The 20,424-nt window shown below is 28.7% G+C and carries 22 protein-coding genes; 11 read left to right on the top strand and 11 right to left on the bottom strand.

The window, feature by feature from the left end; translation table 11 throughout:
- Nucleotides 1–9: 9 nt before the first annotated feature.
- A complete protein-coding gene (locus BWR22_RS07615; RefSeq protein WP_076733093.1) occupies nucleotides 10–1,149 on the bottom strand; it encodes a cysteine desulfurase family protein in 1,140 nt (379 codons plus the stop codon).
- Between the two features lie 239 nt (nucleotides 1,150–1,388).
- Here BWR22_RS07615 and BWR22_RS07610 point away from each other — a divergent pair, with 239 nt between their 5' ends.
- Nucleotides 1,389–2,327, top strand: a complete 939-nt coding sequence (locus BWR22_RS07610) for a hypothetical protein (RefSeq protein WP_076733092.1) — start codon at nucleotides 1,389–1,391, stop codon at nucleotides 2,325–2,327.
- Between the two features lie 5 nt (nucleotides 2,328–2,332).
- Here BWR22_RS07610 and BWR22_RS07605 read toward each other — a convergent pair whose 3' ends face one another.
- Both BWR22_RS07605 and BWR22_RS07600 read right to left on the bottom strand, forming a co-directional pair.
- Complete coding sequence (locus BWR22_RS07605; RefSeq protein ID WP_076733091.1) at nucleotides 2,333–2,896, bottom strand: Smr/MutS family protein; 564 nt, start codon at nucleotides 2,894–2,896, stop codon at nucleotides 2,333–2,335.
- Entirely contained in the window at nucleotides 2,893–3,096 is a 204-nt protein-coding gene (locus tag BWR22_RS07600; RefSeq protein WP_076733090.1) for a hypothetical protein, read from the bottom strand. Before BWR22_RS07600 ends, BWR22_RS07605 begins: the two co-directional genes overlap by 4 nt.
- Nucleotides 3,097–3,268: 172 nt before the next feature.
- Here BWR22_RS07600 and BWR22_RS07595 point away from each other — a divergent pair, with 172 nt between their 5' ends.
- The 3 genes from BWR22_RS07595 to BWR22_RS14510 all read left to right on the top strand — a co-directional run bounded on the left by BWR22_RS07595 (nucleotide 3,269) and on the right by BWR22_RS14510 (nucleotide 5,942).
- Nucleotides 3,269–5,119, top strand: a complete 1,851-nt coding sequence (locus BWR22_RS07595) for a T9SS type A sorting domain-containing protein (RefSeq protein WP_076733089.1) — start codon at nucleotides 3,269–3,271, stop codon at nucleotides 5,117–5,119.
- Between the two features lie 111 nt (nucleotides 5,120–5,230).
- Nucleotides 5,231–5,536: a CD225/dispanin family protein gene (locus BWR22_RS07590; protein ID WP_076733088.1), complete on the top strand. Its 306-nt coding sequence runs from the start codon at nucleotides 5,231–5,233 to the stop codon at nucleotides 5,534–5,536.
- A complete protein-coding gene (locus tag BWR22_RS14510) occupies nucleotides 5,529–5,942 on the top strand; it encodes a DUF2752 domain-containing protein (protein ID WP_076733087.1) in 414 nt (137 codons plus the stop codon). The genes BWR22_RS07590 and BWR22_RS14510 overlap by 8 nt, the downstream gene beginning before the upstream one ends.
- A 53-nt stretch (nucleotides 5,943–5,995) precedes the next feature.
- Here the strand turns inward: BWR22_RS14510 and rocD are convergent, their stop codons facing one another.
- Nucleotides 5,996–7,240: an ornithine--oxo-acid transaminase gene (rocD, locus tag BWR22_RS07580; RefSeq protein WP_076733086.1), complete on the bottom strand. Its 1,245-nt coding sequence runs from the start codon at nucleotides 7,238–7,240 to the stop codon at nucleotides 5,996–5,998.
- A gap of 172 nt (nucleotides 7,241–7,412) precedes the next feature.
- Between rocD and rlmD the strand changes: the two genes are divergently transcribed.
- From rlmD to BWR22_RS07565, 3 genes are read left to right on the top strand one after another with little or no spacing between them, the layout of a single operon-like run.
- Nucleotides 7,413–8,825 (top strand): 23S rRNA (uracil(1939)-C(5))-methyltransferase RlmD, encoded by a 1,413-nt coding sequence (gene rlmD, locus BWR22_RS07575; protein ID WP_076733085.1) that lies wholly within the window; start codon nucleotides 7,413–7,415, stop codon nucleotides 8,823–8,825.
- A 46-nt stretch (nucleotides 8,826–8,871) separates the two neighbouring features.
- The gene (locus BWR22_RS07570; RefSeq protein ID WP_076733084.1) at nucleotides 8,872–9,390 is read left to right on the top strand and encodes a DUF6452 family protein; all 519 of its coding nucleotides are present in this window, start codon (nucleotides 8,872–8,874) and stop codon (nucleotides 9,388–9,390) included.
- Nucleotides 9,362–10,075 carry a DUF6048 family protein gene (locus BWR22_RS07565; protein ID WP_076733083.1) on the top strand — a complete coding sequence of 238 codons (714 nt, stop codon included), beginning with the start codon at nucleotides 9,362–9,364 and terminating at the stop codon, nucleotides 10,073–10,075. Before BWR22_RS07570 ends, BWR22_RS07565 begins: the two co-directional genes overlap by 29 nt.
- A 19-nt stretch (nucleotides 10,076–10,094) precedes the next feature.
- Here BWR22_RS07565 and BWR22_RS07560 read toward each other — a convergent pair whose 3' ends face one another.
- From BWR22_RS07560 to BWR22_RS07545, 4 genes are read right to left on the bottom strand one after another with little or no spacing between them, the layout of a single operon-like run.
- On the bottom strand, nucleotides 10,095–10,829 hold the full coding sequence (locus tag BWR22_RS07560) for a PI-PLC domain-containing protein (protein WP_076733082.1): 735 nt from the start codon (nucleotides 10,827–10,829) through the stop codon (nucleotides 10,095–10,097).
- A complete protein-coding gene (locus BWR22_RS07555; RefSeq protein ID WP_156875585.1) occupies nucleotides 10,816–12,414 on the bottom strand; it encodes a sulfatase-like hydrolase/transferase in 1,599 nt (532 codons plus the stop codon). Before BWR22_RS07555 ends, BWR22_RS07560 begins: the two co-directional genes overlap by 14 nt.
- Nucleotides 12,405–14,048 carry a sulfatase-like hydrolase/transferase gene (locus BWR22_RS07550; protein WP_156875584.1) on the bottom strand — a complete coding sequence of 548 codons (1,644 nt, stop codon included), beginning with the start codon at nucleotides 14,046–14,048 and terminating at the stop codon, nucleotides 12,405–12,407. Before BWR22_RS07550 ends, BWR22_RS07555 begins: the two co-directional genes overlap by 10 nt.
- Nucleotides 14,049–14,054: 6 nt before the next feature.
- Nucleotides 14,055–15,215: a THUMP domain-containing class I SAM-dependent RNA methyltransferase gene (locus tag BWR22_RS07545; RefSeq protein ID WP_076733079.1), complete on the bottom strand. Its 1,161-nt coding sequence runs from the start codon at nucleotides 15,213–15,215 to the stop codon at nucleotides 14,055–14,057.
- A 91-nt stretch (nucleotides 15,216–15,306) separates the two neighbouring features.
- Here BWR22_RS07545 and BWR22_RS07540 point away from each other — a divergent pair, with 91 nt between their 5' ends.
- The 3 genes from BWR22_RS07540 to BWR22_RS07530 are packed head-to-tail and all read left to right on the top strand — an operon-like array spanning nucleotide 15,307 to nucleotide 17,219.
- The gene (locus tag BWR22_RS07540; protein ID WP_076733078.1) at nucleotides 15,307–16,038 is read left to right on the top strand and encodes a class I SAM-dependent methyltransferase; all 732 of its coding nucleotides are present in this window, start codon (nucleotides 15,307–15,309) and stop codon (nucleotides 16,036–16,038) included.
- 48 nt (nucleotides 16,039–16,086) lie between these two features.
- Nucleotides 16,087–16,761 (top strand): ZIP family metal transporter, encoded by a 675-nt coding sequence (locus BWR22_RS07535; protein WP_076733077.1) that lies wholly within the window; start codon nucleotides 16,087–16,089, stop codon nucleotides 16,759–16,761.
- Nucleotides 16,762–16,790: 29 nt separating this feature from the next.
- Nucleotides 16,791–17,219 (top strand): DUF4268 domain-containing protein, encoded by a 429-nt coding sequence (locus BWR22_RS07530; protein ID WP_076733076.1) that lies wholly within the window; start codon nucleotides 16,791–16,793, stop codon nucleotides 17,217–17,219.
- Between the two features lie 148 nt (nucleotides 17,220–17,367).
- Here the strand turns inward: BWR22_RS07530 and BWR22_RS07525 are convergent, their stop codons facing one another.
- From BWR22_RS07525 to BWR22_RS07515, 3 genes are all read right to left on the bottom strand, one after another.
- Nucleotides 17,368–17,727 (bottom strand): dihydroorotase, encoded by a 360-nt coding sequence (locus BWR22_RS07525; RefSeq protein ID WP_076733075.1) that lies wholly within the window; start codon nucleotides 17,725–17,727, stop codon nucleotides 17,368–17,370.
- Nucleotides 17,728–17,866: 139 nt separating this feature from the next.
- Nucleotides 17,867–18,493, bottom strand: coding sequence for a PAQR family membrane homeostasis protein TrhA (trhA, locus tag BWR22_RS07520; protein ID WP_076733074.1), 627 nt, complete (start codon nucleotides 18,491–18,493; stop codon nucleotides 17,867–17,869).
- 14 nt (nucleotides 18,494–18,507) lie between these two features.
- On the bottom strand, nucleotides 18,508–19,197 hold the full coding sequence (locus tag BWR22_RS07515; protein ID WP_076733073.1) for a DUF4294 domain-containing protein: 690 nt from the start codon (nucleotides 19,195–19,197) through the stop codon (nucleotides 18,508–18,510).
- 114 nt (nucleotides 19,198–19,311) lie between these two features.
- Here BWR22_RS07515 and BWR22_RS07510 point away from each other — a divergent pair, with 114 nt between their 5' ends.
- The gene (locus tag BWR22_RS07510) at nucleotides 19,312–20,400 is read left to right on the top strand and encodes a M42 family metallopeptidase (protein WP_076733072.1); all 1,089 of its coding nucleotides are present in this window, start codon (nucleotides 19,312–19,314) and stop codon (nucleotides 20,398–20,400) included.
- Nucleotides 20,401–20,424: the final 24 nt, after the last annotated feature.

Raw genomic sequence — 20,424 nt, 5'->3', positions numbered from 1 at the left:
GCAGCGAATTTACATAAACTCTTTTAAAACAGCTACAACATAATCTATTTCTGCTTTAGTATTAAATTTACTGAAAGAAAAACGGAGTGATGGTTTTTTAAAATCATCGTCACATAAAATTTGTGAAAGTACATGAGAACCTTTACTACTACCGCTTTGGCATGCGCTTCCTCTTGAACAAGCAATACCTTTTAAATCTAATTGAAATAATAAAATTGGTGCTTTTTCTGCAGCTATTGGTAAACAAACATTTACCAAAGTATACGTGCTATTTTCTAAATCTCCAGAACTTCCATTAAAAGTAGCATTAGGAAAAGCTTCATTTATACTTTTTATAAAATACTTTTTTAGTGTTGTAATGTAAGCGCGCTCTTCGGTTAAATTACTGTAAGCAATTTTTAAAGCTTCTTCAAGCCCAACTATATTATGTACAGATTCTGTTCCTGCTCTAGCACCTCTCTCCTGCTCTCCTCCAAAAATTAAAGGTTTTATACCAGATTTTTGTCTTATAAAACAAAAACCAACTCCTTTTGGTCCATGAAATTTATGAGCGCTAACAGCTAAAAAATCAATATTAATATTACTTAAATCTATTTCGTAATGCCCAATAGATTGTACAGTATCACTATGAAACAAAGTATTATTAGCTTTACATAAATCACCAACCTTTTTAATATTTAATATATTTCCAATCTCGTTATTTATATGCATTAAACTAACCAGTTTTTTTTCTGGAGATTGTAATAATTCTTCAAGTTGTGAAAAATCTATATGACCTTTGCTATCTAAATCTAAATACTTTACAGTAATACCATATTCAATTACTAATTGGTCTAAAGTATATAAAACCGCATGATGCTCTATACGTGTAGTAATAATTGTTTTTACACCTAAATCTCTAACAGCACTTCTAAGTGCTAAATTATCTGCTTCTGTTCCTCCTGAAGTAAAAATAATCTCAGAAGCTAAACAATTTAAATGTTTTGCTACAGTTTTTCTAGCGCTTTCTATTATAGATTTAGATGAGCGCCCAAAGCTATGTGTTGAGGAAGCATTACCATAAGATTCTTGTAAAACAGAGGTCATTTTTGTTACTACTTCACTTCTTAATTGTGTGGTAGCAGCATTATCAAAATATATTTGTTCCATTTGTGCTTTTTACTATTAGCTTAATTGTAACTTAAAACATCGTTTTTTATTTTATAATAATAGATGTTTCGTTTTTTAGGAAAATTTTAATACTCATTAAAAATCCTTGCTAATGCTATATTTTATAAGGAAATATAACATTTTTAAGGCATCAAAAATAAGCGAAATAAAATTAATTACCATAAGCTACGTTATCATTTACTCAATTCTATTATTTTTGTTGCATAATCTACTATAATATGAGAATTATTTTTTCTTTTTTAGCTTTAGCTTTTCTTTTTACAAGTTGTGATGATGGTGATGTTATTTCTGTATCCTTAGAGTTTGACGATACTTTTGATACTTGCGGAGACTTAGTGTGCTATAAAATAAAATCGGATCCATCAGAATCTCTTTCTTTAAGATTAAACACAACTATTGAAGCTCTTATAGATACAGATCCTGATCCGGATAATCCATTATTAGTAGAATTAGCAAACGATGAAATAGAGTTTACTATTACAAGTACTTATTCGTTTAATTACAGAACGTATAGTACTGAAATTACTGAAAATATATTTTGTAGCGATATTCCACCTTCTGATGTAACAATTGTAAATGATTATGTTTCTAACGATGGTTTAGCTATTTTTAATGTAGTTTTAACTGAAGATGATAATGATGGAATTCCTGCAGATTTAGAAGATGAAAATACTGATGGTGACAATAATCCTGCAACTAATCCAACAGATACAGATAACGATGGTATACCAGATTATTTAGATGCAGATGATGATGGTGATAATGTTTTAACTAGTATTGAAATTGAAGGACAAATTATAACTTCTGAAATTGAACTTGCTGCGGTTAGAGATACAGATGGCGATGGTATAGCAAACTATCTTGATAATAATGATGATGGTGATTCTGTTTTAACTATTGATGAAGAAGGATTTATTACTCCAAACTTAAATCCTGCAGATGATATTACAGATCCTAATGTTGGTCCAGATTATTTAAATGAGTTTGTTTTTGAAAATGATGCACAAACTACAACTTACAGATCTAACACAATATCTCAAACTTTTGTTTTAGAACTTTCTGTATATAATGTTACTTTACCTATATTAACACAAGAGTTTGTGGATTTTGGAACGTTAACCCAAACAAGTTCTAGAGTGGTTACACCTACTTTTTAAATTACTTAATCAAATGGTTTAACATTTTGATAAATATAAACCTCTGTTGCACCTTGCCCATATTTTTTATAATCGGCATCATAAAATTTTAAGTTATTATAACGCTTAAATAAATATTCTAATTCTAGTTTTAGAGTTCCTTCTCCAACACCGTGAATAAATACAATTTTCTGTATTTTCTTTTGCATAGCAAATTCTAATTTATGCTTTGCTGTGTCAAGCTGAATTAGCTTTTTATCGTGGCTTGTTAAATGTTTTTCAGACTTTACAAGTTGATGAATATGTAAATCTACTTCCATTGTAGGTTGAAAGCGTTCTTTGGGTTTTACTCTAGGCTGAGTTCTTTTTTTGTTAGATTCTTTTTCATTAAGTACTTGATTAATACTCTTAGTACTAAATGCAGATTTTTTAAGAGAATCGCCTTCCTTTTTTACAATTTCGTTAGCGGTAAAGGACATTTCAAAACCATCTTGATCTTCAATAGTAATTTCAGAATTATTTATTTTAATAATTTCACCAGAAATTGCTTCATCTAATACATATACATAATCTCCAATTTTAAAACTCATTCTTCTCTATCATTTATTTTGTAGTCATCTTTTGGAGGCTTACTTGTAAGTGAGGAGTTTAATCTAAATAAACCATACATTAAAGCTATAATACCAATAATTAAAAGGAAAACACTCTGTTTTTTATTTGCATTAGCATAAATAGCAATACTTCCTCCAATAACAATTAACAAGTAGCTTATTAAATTTTTATACTTCATTTTTTTAATATAGATGGTAAAGATAAATATTTTAGATTGAGAAAAAAGTTAATTATTAAGGTATAGAAAAGCTATTTTTTGTCTAACATAATAGTTTTTAATTAACTAAGTAAGATTTTTTAATTATATTTGTATACCCAATCTAAATAAAAACTGCTTTAATTTTACTATTATGAAAACCTACTTTAACACCTTTATTTTATGTTTTTTAACCACTTATTGTTTTGCACAATTAAGTGTTAAAAACGATGCCTACATTTTTGCAAAAGACGCTCTTGTTTTTGTTGAAGATGATATAAACTTAGATGATGGTACCACAGGAACAGATTCTAGATTTTATCTTAGAGACGAGGCACAACTTATACAAGGATCTGGTTCTACTGGAAATTCTGGACTAGGAAAACTAAGTGTTTACCAAGAAGGCACTGTAAATAACTATGCTTATAATTATTGGGGATCGCCAGTTGGAGCTCCAAGTTCAGATAATAACATTAATGCAGAGTTTAGTGTTTACAATGTTTTAAATGATACTTTATCACTTACAACAAATACACCAGCGATAATAGGAACATCTTACGATGGTACATCTTCTCCTCTTGTAATTTCTAACTATTGGTTATATGCTTATAGTCCTGGAACCGATTATAGTGAGTGGGACTATATTGGAGATGGCACAAGTATACCTGCTGGTTATGGATTTACAATGAAAGGCTCTACCTCTGGTCCACAACTTTACGATTTTGCAGGAAAACCTAATAATGGTGATATTTTTGTTGATGTAGCTGCAGAACAAACAACTTTAGTTGGAAACCCATATCCTTCTGCATTAGATGCTTATGCTTTTATACATGATGTAGATAATTCAAATATGACTGGAACGTTATATTTTTGGGAACAAGATCCAACTGTAAACTCTCATTACTTAACAGATTATATTGGTGGTTATGCTAGTTATACCATTACTTATGATCCTACTGCAAATTCTGGTACTGGTGCTTATATAGAGTCTTATCTAGCTGCAACTTTCGAGACTTTAGGAGCAGATGGATTTCCTGTTAATGGATCTCCTTCTGGAACGGGTACAAATGCTTCTAAATCTGTTAGACGATACATACCTATAGGACAAGGTTTCAACATTGAAGGAGCTACAGGTATAACCGGAACACAACAAGTTGTTTTTAAGAATTCTCATCGTCATTATGAAAAAGAATCTAGTATTGATAGTCAATTTTTTAGAGCTAATAATTCTAATTCATCTTCTAATCTTAATCAAAACTTAACTAACAATTCTCAAGAAATTCAATATAACGCTGATGGTTTCCAACAATTACCGGCAAGTACAGATATTAGACGTTTTAGGTTAAATGTAGATTTTAATAATGAAGTAACAAGACAGTTATTACATAATTTTACACCTAGTGCAACAAATGGTTTTGATTATGGTTTAGAGTCACCTAATAAGTCACCAAACCCAAGAGACTCTTATTTTATTGATGGCACAACACCTTATGTTACTCAAGCTCACGCTTATGATATAGATTTAACAATACCGTTAGTAGTCACTATAGATCAAGACATGCCTTTAAGAGTACGAATTTATGATGTTCAGAATTTTAATGATGAATCTATTTATTTACACGATAAAGTAACTGGTATTTATTACGATTTAACAGTGTTAGATTTTAATACAAATTTAGATTCTGGAACTTATTCAGACCGTTTTGAAATTACGTTTAAAAGTGAAGAAACACTTACAACTAATGAATTTGAAGATTATAGTTTTTCTGTATTTCAAAACAATACTATTTCTCAATTAGTTGTTGCTAATCCAGAATCTTTATCAATAGATTCTGTTTCTTTAGTAGATATTACAGGAAAACAAATGTTTAAGAAAACAATCTTAAGTAATAATAACCGTTATGAATTTTCTACTAAAAATTTAAGTGATGGTGTTTATATTGCAACTATAACATTAGAAAACAATAATAAATTGAGTAAAAAAATTGTAATTACTAATAAATAATAACTTACACTAAAACAAAAAAAAAGCAGCTAATTTAATAGCCGCTTTTTTTTTTTTGCTTATGTTTTTGTAATTATTGTTAATTTTACATTACCAAAAACAAATTAATTTATGGACCAAAGACTACAAAACCAAAAAAATTACAGCGAGCATATGCCTCCTCCAAGACCTAGCAACCACTTAGTATTAGCTATTTTATGTACAGTTGCGTGTTGCATGCCATTAGGTATAGTGAGCATTGTATATTCTACTAAAGTAGACTCTGCATATAATGCTGGAGATTATGCACTTGCAGAATCATCATCTAAAAAAGCAAAAAATTGGGGCATTGCAGGTATATCTTCTGGTTTTATAGTAGTGATAATATATATATTATTTATGGTTGTTTTTGCAGCTGCAGGCGCACTAGATGCTTAAAAAAAGAAAACAAACAATACTATTTATTATAATTATAGTGCTAATAGTTTCTGGACTATTAGCACTATATTTTTTATATAATCCATCTCATAGTGCTTTTTTTCCTAAATGTATATTTTACAAAACTACGGGATTACATTGCCCTGGATGTGGAAGTCAGCGTGCATTACATGATGTTTTGCAAGGAAATTTTATAGCAGGCTTAAAACATAATTTTCTTTTAATTTTATTAATTATTGTTTTAATTTATAAAGTTGCTTTATTTACTCTTGAAAAAGTTTATAGAAAAAAGTACAACAGTTTACTTAACAAACCGAAAGTTTTAAAAGCAATTCTTATTATTATAATACTTTATTGGGTACTAAGAAATATACCGGTTTATCCTTTTACAATTTTAGCTCCATAAAAAAAGCAACCTCAAAATGAGATTGCTTTTTTATAAAATATTATTTAAAACTATTATTTTTCAAATTGTTTTAATGTTTTAGTAATTATAGATACACAATCTAATAATTGCTCTTTAGTCATTACTAATGGTGGCGCAAAACGTATAATGTTTCCATGAGTAGGCTTTGCTAATAGTCCATTGTCTCTTAATGCTAAACAAATATTCCAAGCAGTATCACTATCTTCAGTATCATTAATTAGTATAGCGTTTAATAAACCTTTACCTCTAACTTTATTAACAATATTTGAAGTTTCAATAAACTTAGCCATTTCTGCTCTAAATATCTCTCCTAAGTTTTGAGCGTTTTCGGCTAAATTTTCGTCTTTTATAACTTGTAAAGCAGCCATACCAACAGCCGCAGCTACAGGATTTCCTCCAAAAGTACTACCGTGGTTACCTGGTTTAATAACATTCATAATAGCGTTATTAGCTAAAACTGCAGATACTGGATAAGCACCACCAGATAAAGCTTTACCAAGAATTAAAATATCTGCCTTTACATTCTCATGATCTATAGCTAACATTTTTCCTGTTCTTGCAATACCAGTTTGTACTTCGTCTGCTATAAATAAAACGTTATGTTTTTCGCATAAAGCTTTAGCTGCAGTTAAATAACCTTCGCTTGGTACATAAACACCTGCTTCACCTTGTATTGGTTCTACTAGAAAACCTGCTACATTTTTATTACTATTTAAAGCTTCTTCTAGTGCTTGTAAATTATCGTATTCAATTTTAATAAATCCTTTTGTATAAGGACCAAAGTTTTTACGCGCTACAGGATCGTTAGAAAAAGAGATAATTGTAGTTGTTCTACCATGAAAATTATTTTCACATACAATTATTTCAGCTTCATTTTCCTCTATTCCTTTTACTTCATAAGCCCATTTTCTACAAAGTTTTAAAGCAGTTTCTACAGCTTCTGCACCAGTATTCATTGGTAGCAACTTATCGTAATTAAATGTTTCGCTTGCATACTTTTCAAACTTTCCTAACATATCGTTATAAAAAGCACGAGAAGTTAATGTAAGTGTTTGTGCTTGACTCGTCATTGCTCCAACAATTTTTGGGTGACAGTGTCCTTGATTTACAGCAGAATAAGCCGACAGGAAATCGTAATACTTTTTTCCTTCTACGTCCCAAACATGAACGCCTTCGCCTTTACTTAATACTACTGGTAACGGATGGTAATTGTGTGCTCCGTATTTGTTTTCTAAATCTATCGCTTCTTGCGATGTTAAATGTTCTAAAACAGCCATTTTAATAATGTTTATTAGTGAATAAAAAAGCCATTCCTTATCTACCTTTTTCCTTTCGAAGTGTCGAAAATTCAGCGTGGGAAAGAAATCATCCCTAAGGCTTGCAAATTACTAAATATAAAGTGCTAATTAAAATTTTTATCATGCAAAAAAACAAACTACTTTTGCAACTATGGGAAGAAGTAAAAATAGAAAGAAAGTTTTCACAAATGTTGAAGTTATAGATGCTGCAGCAAAAGGAAAAACTGTTGCAAAAGCACCAGACGGAAAAGTAATTTTTTTACCTAATGCGGTGCCTGGAGATGTTGTAGACGTGCAAACTTTTAAAAAGCGTAAAGCTTATTATGAAGGGAAAGCTACCGTTTTTCATAAATTAAGCGAAAAAAGAACAAAACCAGAATGTGAACATTTTGGTGTTTGTGGTGGGTGCAAATGGCAAGATATGGCCTATGAGCATCAATTGTTTTACAAACAAAAAGAAGTAACCAATAACTTAACTAGAATTGGACATATTGAATTGCCAGAGGTTACACCTATAAAAGCTTCGGCAGAGCAATATTTTTATAGAAATAAAATGGAGTTTTCTTTTAGTGATAGCAGATGGTTAACTTTAGAAGAAATACAAAGTGATAAAAATCTTGGAGATAGAAATGCTTTAGGTTTTCATATTCCAGGAATGTGGGATAAAATTTTAGACCTTAATAAGTGTCACCTACAAGCAGACCCATCTAATGACATAAGAAATAGCATTAAATCATTTGCTATAGAAAATGATTTAGAGTTTTTTAATACAAGAAATCAAACGGGATTATTAAGAACTTTAATGATTAGAACATCTTCTACTGGAGATATTATGGTTTTAATTCAGTTTTTTAAAGACGATAAGCAAAAACGTGAATTGTTATTAAATTTTGTAGCAGAAAAATTTCCGCAAATAACCTCTTTACAGTATGTAATTAATGGTAAAGCTAATGATACAATTTACGATCAAGAAGTTATTTGCTACAAAGGTGAAGACCATATTTTTGAAGAAATGGAAGGTTTAAAGTTTAAAATTAATGCCAAATCTTTTTACCAAACAAATTCTGCCCAAGCCTTCGAGTTATACAAACTTACTCGTGAATTTGCAGGATTAAATGGAGATGAATTAGTTTACGATTTATATACCGGAACAGGAACAATTGCACAGTTTGTTGCAAAACAAGCTAAAAAAGTTGTTGGTGTAGAAGCTGTACCAGATGCTATTACTGCTGCAAAAGAAAATGCACAATTTAATGGTATTAAAAACGTTGAGTTTTTTGTAGGTGATATGAAAAATGTATTTAACGAACAATTTATAGCTACACACGGACAACCAGATGTTATTATTACAGATCCTCCAAGAGATGGTATGCATAAAGACGTTGTTAAACAAATATTAAACATTGCGCCAAGCAAAGTAGTTTATGTAAGTTGCAATAGCGCAACACAAGCTAGAGATTTAGAACTCATGGATGCCATATATAAAGTTACAAAAACACAAGCTGTAGATATGTTTCCGCAAACACACCATGTAGAAAATATTGTACTTTTAGAGAAACGCTAAATACTAGTATTATAACATAAAAAGGACTGAAACAAATTCAGCATAAATGAAAAAAATAACAACCATACTTCTACTCTTTCTATCTTTAATTTTTAGTTGTGAAAGAGACGATCTTTGCCCAGAAGATACTCCTACTACTCCAAAATTATTTGTAGAGTTTAGAGATAATACACTCACAGATAATGCAAAAAACGTTGCACTATTACGTGTTGAAGATTTTGATGATTCCGAGCGCGTTTTAGAAGGTTACAACGCGGTTACGGCAAGCCAAATGTTATTACCTTTAAAAACAAACACTACAGAGACTAAATACCGTGTTTATAGAGATTATTCTATTGTTAATGATGAAATTGAAGGAAATGCAGATGTTATTACTATAACTTACGAAACAGAAGAAATTTATGTTTCGCGTGCTTGTAGTTACAAAACAATATACAAAAATGTAGTATTAACAATTGAAGATCCAGAACCTGGTGAAGAAAACTGGATGCAGTTTGCCGAACCAGAAAACGAAAACCAAACTGTAATAAACGAAGATGAAATACACTATACAATACGTCATTAGTTCTTTCTTACTGTGTTTTTGCTTATTTTCTAACGCACAAGAAGAAATTACAACACCTATAGATTCTATACAGTATATTCAAAAATATGGTATTAGAATTGGTACAGACATTGGAAAATTAATTAGAACAGCTGCTGATAAAGAATACTCTGGTTTTGAAATAAACGGAGATTTTAGATTAACAAAAAGATTGTTTCTTGCTGCAGAGTTAGGTACTGAAGAAAAAACTACAACTACAGATTTTTTAAGTGCAACAGCTAATGGAAGTTATATTAAAGCAGGAGTAGATTACAATATGTACACTAACTGGTTAGGCATGAGTAATATGATTTATAGTGGATTTAGAGCTGGTTTTAGTACTTTTTCTCAAACAAGAAATAGTTATACCGTTTATAATCAAAATCAGTTTTGGGAACCTCAATTTACTAATACGGAAAGTAAAGAGTTTAATAATTTATCTTCTGCTTGGGTAGAGCTTATTATTGGGATTAAAGCAGAAATTGTAAACAACTTATTTATTGGCATTAATGCCCAATTAAAAGGAAAATTCTCTGAAAAAAATCCAGAAAATTTTGAAAACTTATACATTCCTGGATTTAATAAAACTTACGACAGTGGAAATTTTGGAGTTGGCTACGGCTATACCATTTCTTATTTTATTCCTATTTTTAAAAAAGGAAATTAATTTTTATGGTTTAAATTATTTAACGATTTCCATAAAAACTCCTAAAGCTAGATAATACAATTGCCACATTTTCATCTTCTAGAATTGGACTAAAATCTTTAATTCTGTAAGGTGATGATAATGCCCAAATATATTTGGTTTTATTAGGAAAATGAGCTTTCATTATGCTATAATCTACATAGCTTGAAGATATTCCAATATTTGGTTGCGATACCAAAACCGAGTCTATAAATGTAATCTCCTGCTCTAATTCTTTACCTTTTTTTTGATAAAGTTTAGGCTTTAAATAATAACTTGTTTTATAACCTGCTGTTGTAAATTTTGGAAGCGCTTCGGGAGAACGAGTTTCTATTAAAATTTTATTTTTAGGATAATTTCTAGCCTCAAAAAGTGTATTTAATTTTAATAAAATTGCATCTTCATTTGTTGTGTTTAATTTTTTAATATCTAACCATAAAAAAGGATAACTAGCAGAATCTATTTGTGCCAAATACTCTTCAAAAGTTAAACCTATAGATTTTGCTGGCGGATGGTTTACATCTAAAACATTTTTATCTTCAAAATAAACTAAATCAAACTCAATACCATTAAAATATTGTAATGCTTGCTTTTGCTTTTCTATACTGTTTACTCTATGTGCAAAAACTTTATTATAATGCCCTAAAAATTCTATACGTCTTGGACTATATCTATACAAAAAGGCTAATACAAAAAGAAATACTATAACAAATAATACTTTTTTACCTTTTGTCATAATCTTCTCCTTTTTTTATTAATCGTTTTTTTTCTTTAAAGTTAGAATTAAATATACTTTTTTCTTCGTTAAATCTATTAAAAGTTATTTTACTTATATCTGAAAAACTATGTATAAAATCTTCTAAAATATATGGTCTATTTGTTATGTTTTCTAAACTAAATAACTCTGGAAAGCTCTGTTTATACTGTTTAGAGAACCAAACTATAAAAGGCACTTCGTACATAGGTTTGGTACCATGAAATTCGTTATGACCCACAAAATCAAAAGTATCATAAACTTCATCTCCATGATCTGAAAAATAAACAACATAACTATTTTGGTTTTTACTTTTAACAGATTCTATTATTTCTCTCACAACAAAATCATTGTAAAGTATAGCGTTATCGTATTCATTAATAACTTTTTTAGCTTTTAAATTTTCGTTTGTTGCTTCTTTAAAAACATCAAAATCTTTTGGGTAGCGCTTATTATAAGTAGAATGTGTACCCATTAAATGAATAAATATAAGTTTCTGTTTTGCTGTATTATTTAGAGCTTTATTAATATGTGGCAATAAATTTTCATCTAAAACAACATCGCTAGATTCTTGAGTATTTACATACGTTTTGTGTTTGGCTGCACTACTAATTATTGTAGGAATACTTTCGTAAAAACCAACTGGTTTTTGGTTTGATATCCAAAATGTTTCAAAACCGGCAGCATTTGCCATTTGTACAATAGAAGCATTATCAATCCTGTTAGGTGATTTAAAGTCTGACAATGTTAACGATTTCTCTAACGCTCTTAACGTATGCACATTAGATGCTATAACATTATTAAAGATAAGGAGTTCGTTTTTAATTTCTGTAAGCTTCGGATTTGTTTCTCTTGCATAGCCGTATAATTGCATATGCCATCTAGAAGTAGATTCGCCAATAATTACAACATAAGTTTTCTCTTTATCACCAATAGGTTTTACTACAATATTATTACTTAAAGGCTTAGCTAAATTTTCTTTTAAATTAGATTTTGTAATCTTATAGTCTTTAAAAGTTTTTACACTTGATAAAATGATATTTTCATGTGAAAATTTAAAATTTATAACAAGTAATGAACCAATAATATAAAAAACACTTAGTATTTTAAATATTACACTCATCTCAAAATTACAATTTAAAAAAGCTTTAAAAAGATAAACCGATATAGTAAACCCAATAATTCCTGCGATTAATAATACTATTACAGTTTTATTAAAATAATTTACAAAAAACTCTGAAGCCTCTACTCCATTGGTTTCTAAAATTACAAATAATGCAGAAGCATTAATTTTTACACCATAATGACTGTAAAAACTTAATTTTATTATTAGCAAAGCAAATAAAATAGCAAGAGCTATTATAGTAAAAATTTGCCTTAACCTATTTTTTAATAATAAACTTAAAGCATAAAAGATTAAAGAAAACAAAGTAAAAGCCAGTAGCTCTTTAAAATAATCGATAGTATTAGGTATTAAAAACAACGCATATACTAGAAAAAACAAAACAGGACACAGATATATAGCGCCTAGTTTTAATATGCTAATTATGTTTTTGCTTATTGCCAAGTATCGTAATTTAAATCTTTTTTAATAACTCTTTTACGTGCTTTAAACTTAGGACTAAAAATACTTCTAGTTTCGTCGAAACCTTTAAAATTAACATTAATTAAATCTGAAAAACTGTAAATAAAATCTTCGGCATTATACTTTCTGTTTACATAATTATTTAAAGTATCTATTCTTTTATTTTTTTCAAGATAGTCTTTAGAAAACCAAGATAAAAAAGGAATATCAAACATTGGTTTAGATCCTTTATGTCTATGATGCCCTACAAAATCTTGAGTATCGAAAACATCGTCTCCATGATCTGAAAAATACACAACAAAACTATTTTTATTTTCTGCCTTTGTAAGTTTAATAATTTCGCTTACAATAAAGTCGTTATATCTTACCGCATTATCGTATTCGTTTACTTTTGCTTTAGAGTATTCGTTTTTAAACATTGTTCGCTCATTAATACCTTTAAAGTAATTATATCCTTTTGCTTCTGGATAACGATTTTTATATATTCTATGCGTACCAATTAAATGCACAAAAATTAACTTACGCTTACTTTTAGTTTTTAATGCCTTTTTAATTTCTGGAATTAATGCTTCATCATAAATTGTATACATATAACTATCTGAAGCTAAAAACGTTTTATATTGTGCAGCTGTAGCTATTATGGTTGGTGTACTCTCTGTAAAACCAACAGGTTGTTGGTTTGATATCCAATGAGTTTCGAAAGCAGCAGCGTTTGCTAATTGTACTACAGAAAAATTATTATCAATTTTTGGATTGTTATAATCTGATAATGTTAGTACTTTTTCAAGCGACATAATTGTCATAACATCTGGAGCTATAACATTATTAAATAGATAAAATTCATCTTTTAATTTAGAAAGTTCAGGATTGGTTTCTCTATTATACCCATAAAGTTGCATATGCCATTTTGATGTAGACTCACCAATAATAACGATACCTACTTGAGGTTCTTCGTCTTTAGAAATAATATTAATAGCATTATTATTTGGCTTAGCTAAATGCTCTTTATAATAGTTTTTTGCAATATTATATTCTTTTATAGAATGCGATAATTTAAGTATTATACTTTGTTCTGAAAACGAACGATTAAGTACATAACCACTAAATAACATCAATAATATTAGAGTAATTTTAAATATAGAAGAAGTTTTATGAAAACGTAAAAACTGAAAGAATTTTGGTTTATAAAACAAATTAATAATAAGAAAAATAAAAACTAAAAAACATAAAGTTATTAGTAAAAGAATAGAAATATTAAAATAGCTAGAAAAAAACTCTGATACTTCTTTAGCGTTAGTTTCAAAAATTATAAAAATTGCTGAAGCACTAGGTTTTGTACCAAAAGTAAAATAAAAAAAAGCTTTTATAGCAACTAAAAGTGCTAATACAAACTGAAAAATAAAGAGCGATATCTTCTTTATTTTAAACGAATTTATTAGTAAAATAACACCTGTAAATATTGCTGTAATTAGAACTATTGCACCAACCTCTCTAAAAAAGAGAGTAAAATCATTTATTAAAAAAAAACCAAAAATTACAAGCACCAATAACGGAAAACTCATAACAAGAGTTAATTGTAAAATAGATTTTAGGTTTGCTTTAATATCTTTTATCACAACATTTTAATTATCCATATACTTACCTTTTTTACTTCCAGCATACATTTCGTATTTAACTAAACGAGATTCTAATTTCGCATTCATTAATTTTATTTTACGAGAAGGACGTAAGCCTACATGTTTTATAGCCTCTAAATTAGATGTTATAAACCATGCGTTTGTATTTGGGTAACCTTGTTTTAGTGTATCTCCAATGTTTTTATAAAAACTTTCCATTTCTATATCTAAACGCTCTCCATATGGCGGATTAAAAACCATATGCAATTTAGCTTCTCCAGCTTTTTGAGTTTTAAAAAAATCTTCGTGCTTTATAGTAATAAACTCATCTAAATGAGCATTTTTAATATTATCTTTTGCCTTTGCAACAGCACTTGGAGACTTATCGTAACCTAATATTTTATGATGAAAATCTCTAGTTTTCTTTAATAAAGATTCTTCAATTTTTTCAAACAATTCAACATCCCAATCATTCCAACGCTCAAAAGCAAATTCTTTACGCATTAAATTTGGTGGAATATTACATGCAATCATTGCGGCTTCTGCTAAAATAGTACCACTACCACACATTGGATCCATAAAATCTGTTTGTCCATCCCAACCAGAAAGCATAATTAAACCTGCTGCTAAAACCTCGTTAATTGGCGCAATATTTGTGGCCGTTTTATAACCACGTCTATGTAAAGATTCTCCTGACGTATCTAAAGAAATAGTACAAACCGAACGGTCTATATGCACATTAATTTTTAAATCTGGGAAACGTAAATCTACATTTGGACGTTCTCCGGTTTGATCGCGAAATTTATCTACAATAGCATCTTTTACCTTTAAAGCAGCATATTGAGAATGTGTAAACACCTTAGAATGCACTGTAGCATTAACAGCTAGTGTACCAGAAGATTTCATGTGTTTATCCCAATTCATCCTATACACATTAGTATATAAATCTTTTTCACTACTAACGCGAAAGGTTTTTATAGGTTTTAAAATTTTAATTGCCGTTCTTAAACCTAAATTAGCTTTGTACATAAAACCTTTATCTCCCTCAAAACTAACGTTTCGGACACCTTGTTTTACATTTATTGCTCCTAGCTGCGTAAGCTCTTTTGCTAATATCTCTTCAAAACCAAATAAGGTTTTGGCTACCATTTTGTAATTATCTTCCATTATTTTCGTCTAATACAACGCAAAAATACTCTATTTTTGTGCTTTCTAATAATAAACTAAAATCAGATTCCATTTTATATGGAAAATGTGTATGATAAAAGACGACAAAACTTGGTATGCTTCGTGGTTTAACACACCTTTCTACCATATTTTATATAAAGATAGAGATTATGCTGAGGCCGAAAACTTTATGTTTAATCTAACTAATTATTTAAATATTCCTGAAGACGGAAAAATTCTTGACCTAGCTTGCGGTAAAGGCAGACATGCTATATACTTAAACAAGATGGGTTTTAATGTTACCGGAGTAGATTTATCTGAGAACAGTATAGCACACGCAAAACAATTTGAAAACGACACATTACATTTTGATGTTCATGATATGTGTAAGCCATATCACGAACAATTTGATGCCGTTTTTAATCTCTTTACAAGTTTTGGATATTTTGAAAATGAAGAAGACAACTTAAATACCATTAAAGCCATTAAAAGTAATTTAAATGAATATGGTTTTGGTGTTATAGATTTTTTAAATAGTGAATATATTATTGAAAATTTAGTTGAAGAAGATATTAAAACGGTTGAAGGCATCGACTTTCATCAAAAAAGGCATGTAGAAAACGGCTATATTGTTAAAGATATTTCTTTTACAAGTGAAGGACAAAAATATGAATTTCAAGAACGTGTTCGCGCTTTAATATTAGCAGACTTCGAAGCACTTTTTGAAAAAGCTGGTGTATATTTACTTGATGTTTTTGGTGACTATAAATTAAACAAATACCATAAAAAAACGTCCGAACGTTTAATTCTTATTTTTAAATAAAACCATTTAGGTTTTTTAATTATTATATATAATATAAATTTTACTAAAATGCTTTTAAACATTTTACTTCCCATAATATCTGTGGTTTTAGGTTTTATTATTGTTTTTGCACTAAAACCAAAGCAACCAAAGCATTTAAAATTACTACTTGCTTTTAGTGGTGCTTTTTTACTTTCTATAACTGTATTTCATTTCTTACCAGAAGTATATATTGGCGATTATAAAAACGTTGGTTTATTTATAATGATTGGTATTTTGCTCCAAATTATTTTAGAATTTTTCTCTAAAGGTGCAGAACATGGACATGTACATATTAATAAAAACACAAAGGCTTTTCCTTGGTTATTATTTATAAGTTTAAGTATACACAGTGTTTTAGAAGGTTTACCTATAGAAGGACATACTAATTTAATTTATGGTATTATTATACATAAATTACCTGTAGCAATTATTTTATCTACTTTCTTTTTAGCATCAAAAATGCCAAAAAGTAAATCGTTAGCTTTTTTAATTTTATTTGCTTTAATGACACCTTTAGGTGTAATTTTAGCAGCTAATTTTACATTTTTCCAAACATATTACACACAAGTTTCGGCTATTGTTATTGGTATATTTTTGCATATTTCTACAACTATTTTGTTTGAAAGTAACGAAGATCATAAATTTAATGTAACTAAACTTGTTACCATAATAAGTGCTATTATTATGGCATATTTTATTTAAAACAATAAATTAACCATAAACCTATAGAAGTGTTTTCTAAAGAAGAATCAAGACAATTAAAACAATTATTCTGGACTAGTTTTGGGAAATCTTTTCCTAAAAAATGGATACTATATAATACAAAAATAAAAGGTTTTAGTTTTAAATTTTATTTCGATAATAAAAGTGCTCACGTAAGTTTAGATCTTGAAGATGATCTAGAAAATCGTATCAATCATTGGGAAAAACTAAATCAACTTAAGAGTATATTGTTAACAGATTTTTTACCAGATGCTATTTTTGAAGAAGAATATTTTTTAGATAATGGAAAAGAAATCTCTAGAATTTATGTGCCTTTAGGTTATAAAGTTTCAATTCATAATAAAAATACCTGGCAGGAAGTTATGCTTTTTTTTAATGAAAAAATGAGTGCTTTTGAATCGTTTTTTTATGAATATGAAGATTTTTTAAAAGCATAAATTATAACATTCTATTACCTTAACAAATAACTTTTAAAGCTCCATAATTATTACTTTTATCCATTAGAAGTAAATTTTAAAACTTATATAGAATAACACAATCTTTATTGTTAAACAATAAAGATTGTATTTAATCAAAAACAATAAATTATATCCTTAATAGCTCTTTATTGTTTAAAGCTTCATTAATATTAACTTTAACGTATTTATGGCTATTAAAAAATTTCTTTTTAGAAGCTAACATTATTGTAGCTATTACACTACCATCTTTTGCTTCTTTAATCGAAGTTATTTCAACTTTTTCACCTTTTAAATCATCATAATTAACAAGACCTCCTTTTTTTATTATAAAATTTGCTCTTGGAAAATCTATAGATTTATAATTGTTGTTTTTTACATCTCCAATTACAAAAACATCTCCTATTTCTGTATTTAATTTAGTAGTTTGAGAAAACATTAAGTTGGTAAGAAAACTGAATAAAAAAGCTAATAAAACGTAATTTTTCATGATAATCTATTTTAAAATTTAAACAATTTAAATATAGTAAAATTTAACAAATCACCAATATTTAAACGTTAAATTATTAATAACGTTTTTATATAAAGAAAAACTAAGAATAACTCAATAAAACAAAACAAGTAAAGTGCTAAACAACAAACCAATAGACCATTAAAAAATGACATATTGCACCAGCCAAAACAAAGAAATGCCATATTACATGATTGTAAGGAATCTTTTCAACGATATAAAAAATTATACCTGCTGTATATGCAAAACCACCTGCTCCTAATAAAAATATTCCATTACTATCCATTAAGCTAGAAAGACTAGAAAAATCGAATACAATTAACCAACCCATAACCAAATATAGAAGTGTGGAAAAGGTTTCAAATCTTCCAGTAAAAAAAAGCTTTAAAACCACTCCAAAAGCTGCAATTCCCCAAATTACTGCAAATAAAGTCCAACCAAGACTTTTTTCTAATGTAATAAGTAATACAGGTGTATAGGTTCCTGCAATAAGTAAATAAATACTTATGTGGTCTAAAATTCTAAATGTATGTTTTCGCTTTTCATCTTTAATATAATGGTAAGCTGTAGAGGCAGAAAAAAGTACAATTATAGATACGCCATAAATAATGGCACTTAATAAACTATAAGTAGATTTTTCGGTATCTTTTATTATAAGTAAAACTAAACCTAAAATACCTAAAATTGCTCCTATGCCATGAGTTACAGTATTCCAAAGTTCTTCGCGTGGCGATTGTATTCGCATTTAGAGTTGTATTTTTATTTGGTTTCAGTTATAACTTTACCATTGTTTAACCACTTATTACTTAATTCATAAAAATCGAACTCTACAGCAGGTTTTTGTTCTTCTAGAACGCCTTGTTGAAACATACGTTGCAAGATGTCTTCAATTAAATAATCTTCTTTAACATGTATTGGATCGAATTCTCTTTTTAAAGAAATATTAAATAATCCAGCAGTATTATTAAACCAAAATGCACGCCAACCATTTCTTAATTCTTTTATTAAAGTAAATGTTGTTTTACCTGTTTGCCTATGAATTAATTTTATTAAAATTTGTCCTTCGGTTCTAGTCATTTTCTTTAATTCGGCAGAAAACTCACTTTCAATATACTTTTGTACTTTTTTAGCATATTGTTTTTTCTTACGTCTAGAGTCTAAAGTTTCTAAACGCTCGTTTAAAGAGGTTAAACGCTCTGCTGCCAATTTAGCATAAGGATATACTTTAATGGTTTTTCTTCTTAAAATATAATAACGTATTCTATTTTCTTTACTATCAAATTTTAATCTATGTAAAAGCTTTACTTCTTCAAGATCTATAGCTTCTCGAGGAATAGAGTCACCTTCAATAATAATATATTCAACCTGTGTAGAATCTTGTTCTGTCTCAAGATTTTGACCAAAAATAAGTATAGGAAAAATTAATAAAAGTGGTAATAAATATTTCATACAAACGCTAGCTGCCAAAACCGTTCCAAAATTTTGGTGTAAAATTAATAATTATACTCTTGTTAACTACCAATTAAATATGAATATTGTTATTTTAGTAAAAAATTAAAAATAATGGCAAAAAAAAGTATACTTAACAAAAAGTCTATGGACTTTTTAGAAAAATATTTAAACAACGCTTCACCTACTGGTTACGAATGGGATGGCCAAAAAATATGGATGGATTATCTAAAACCTTATGTAGATGAATTTATTACAGATACATACGGGACTGCTGTAGGTGTTATAAATCCTGATGTAAAATATAAAGTTGTAATAGAAGGACATGCAGACGAAATATCTTGGTATGTAAATTATATTAGTGAAAAAGGTCTTATTTCTGTTGTTAGAAATGGAGGTAGCGATCACCAAATAGCACCAAGTAAAGTTGTAAACATCCATACTAAAAAAGGCATTGTAAAAGGTGTTTTTGGGTGGCCTGCAATACACACAAGAAATAAAGCAAAAGAAGAAGCTCCAAAACCTAATAATATATTTATAGATTGTGGTTGTACTACTAAAGAAGAAGTTGAAGCTCTTGGAGTACATATCGGTTGCGTAATTACATATCCAGACGAGTTTCATATATTAAATAAAAATAACTTTGTTTGTCGTGCTTTAGATAATAGAATGGGTGGTTTTATGATAGCTGAAGTGGCTCGTTTATTAAAAGAGAATAAAAAAGAGTTACCATTTGGTCTTTATATTACCAATGCCGTACAAGAAGAAATTGGACTTCGTGGTGCACAAATGATTACAGATAGAATAAAACCTAATGTTGCAATAGTAACAGATGTAACGCATGATACCACTACTCCAATGATAGATCAAAAGGTACAAGGTGAAGTTGAAAACGGTAAAGGACCAGTTATTGCTTATGCACCTGCTGTACAACAAAAACTAAGAGATTTAATTACAGATACTGCCGAGGAAAAAAATATACCTTTTCAACGTGCAGCCTGCTCTCGTGCTACTGGAACAGACACAGATGCTTTTGCTTATAGCAATGGCGGTGTTGCTTCTGCTTTAATTTCTTTACCATTACGTTATATGCATACAACGGTAGAAACAGTACATAAAGATGATGTAGAAAATGTAATTAAATTAATTTATGAAACATTATTAAAAATTGAAGATGGAGAAACGTTTTCATATTTTAAATAAAATTTAAAATCACATTTTTACTAA

This window comes from Lacinutrix venerupis (assembly GCF_001971745.1).
Classification (GTDB): Bacteria; Bacteroidota; Bacteroidia; order Flavobacteriales; family Flavobacteriaceae; genus Lacinutrix; species Lacinutrix venerupis.
Note: the sequence above shows the minus strand (reverse complement) of the source record. Positions and strands in the feature narration are given on the sequence as shown.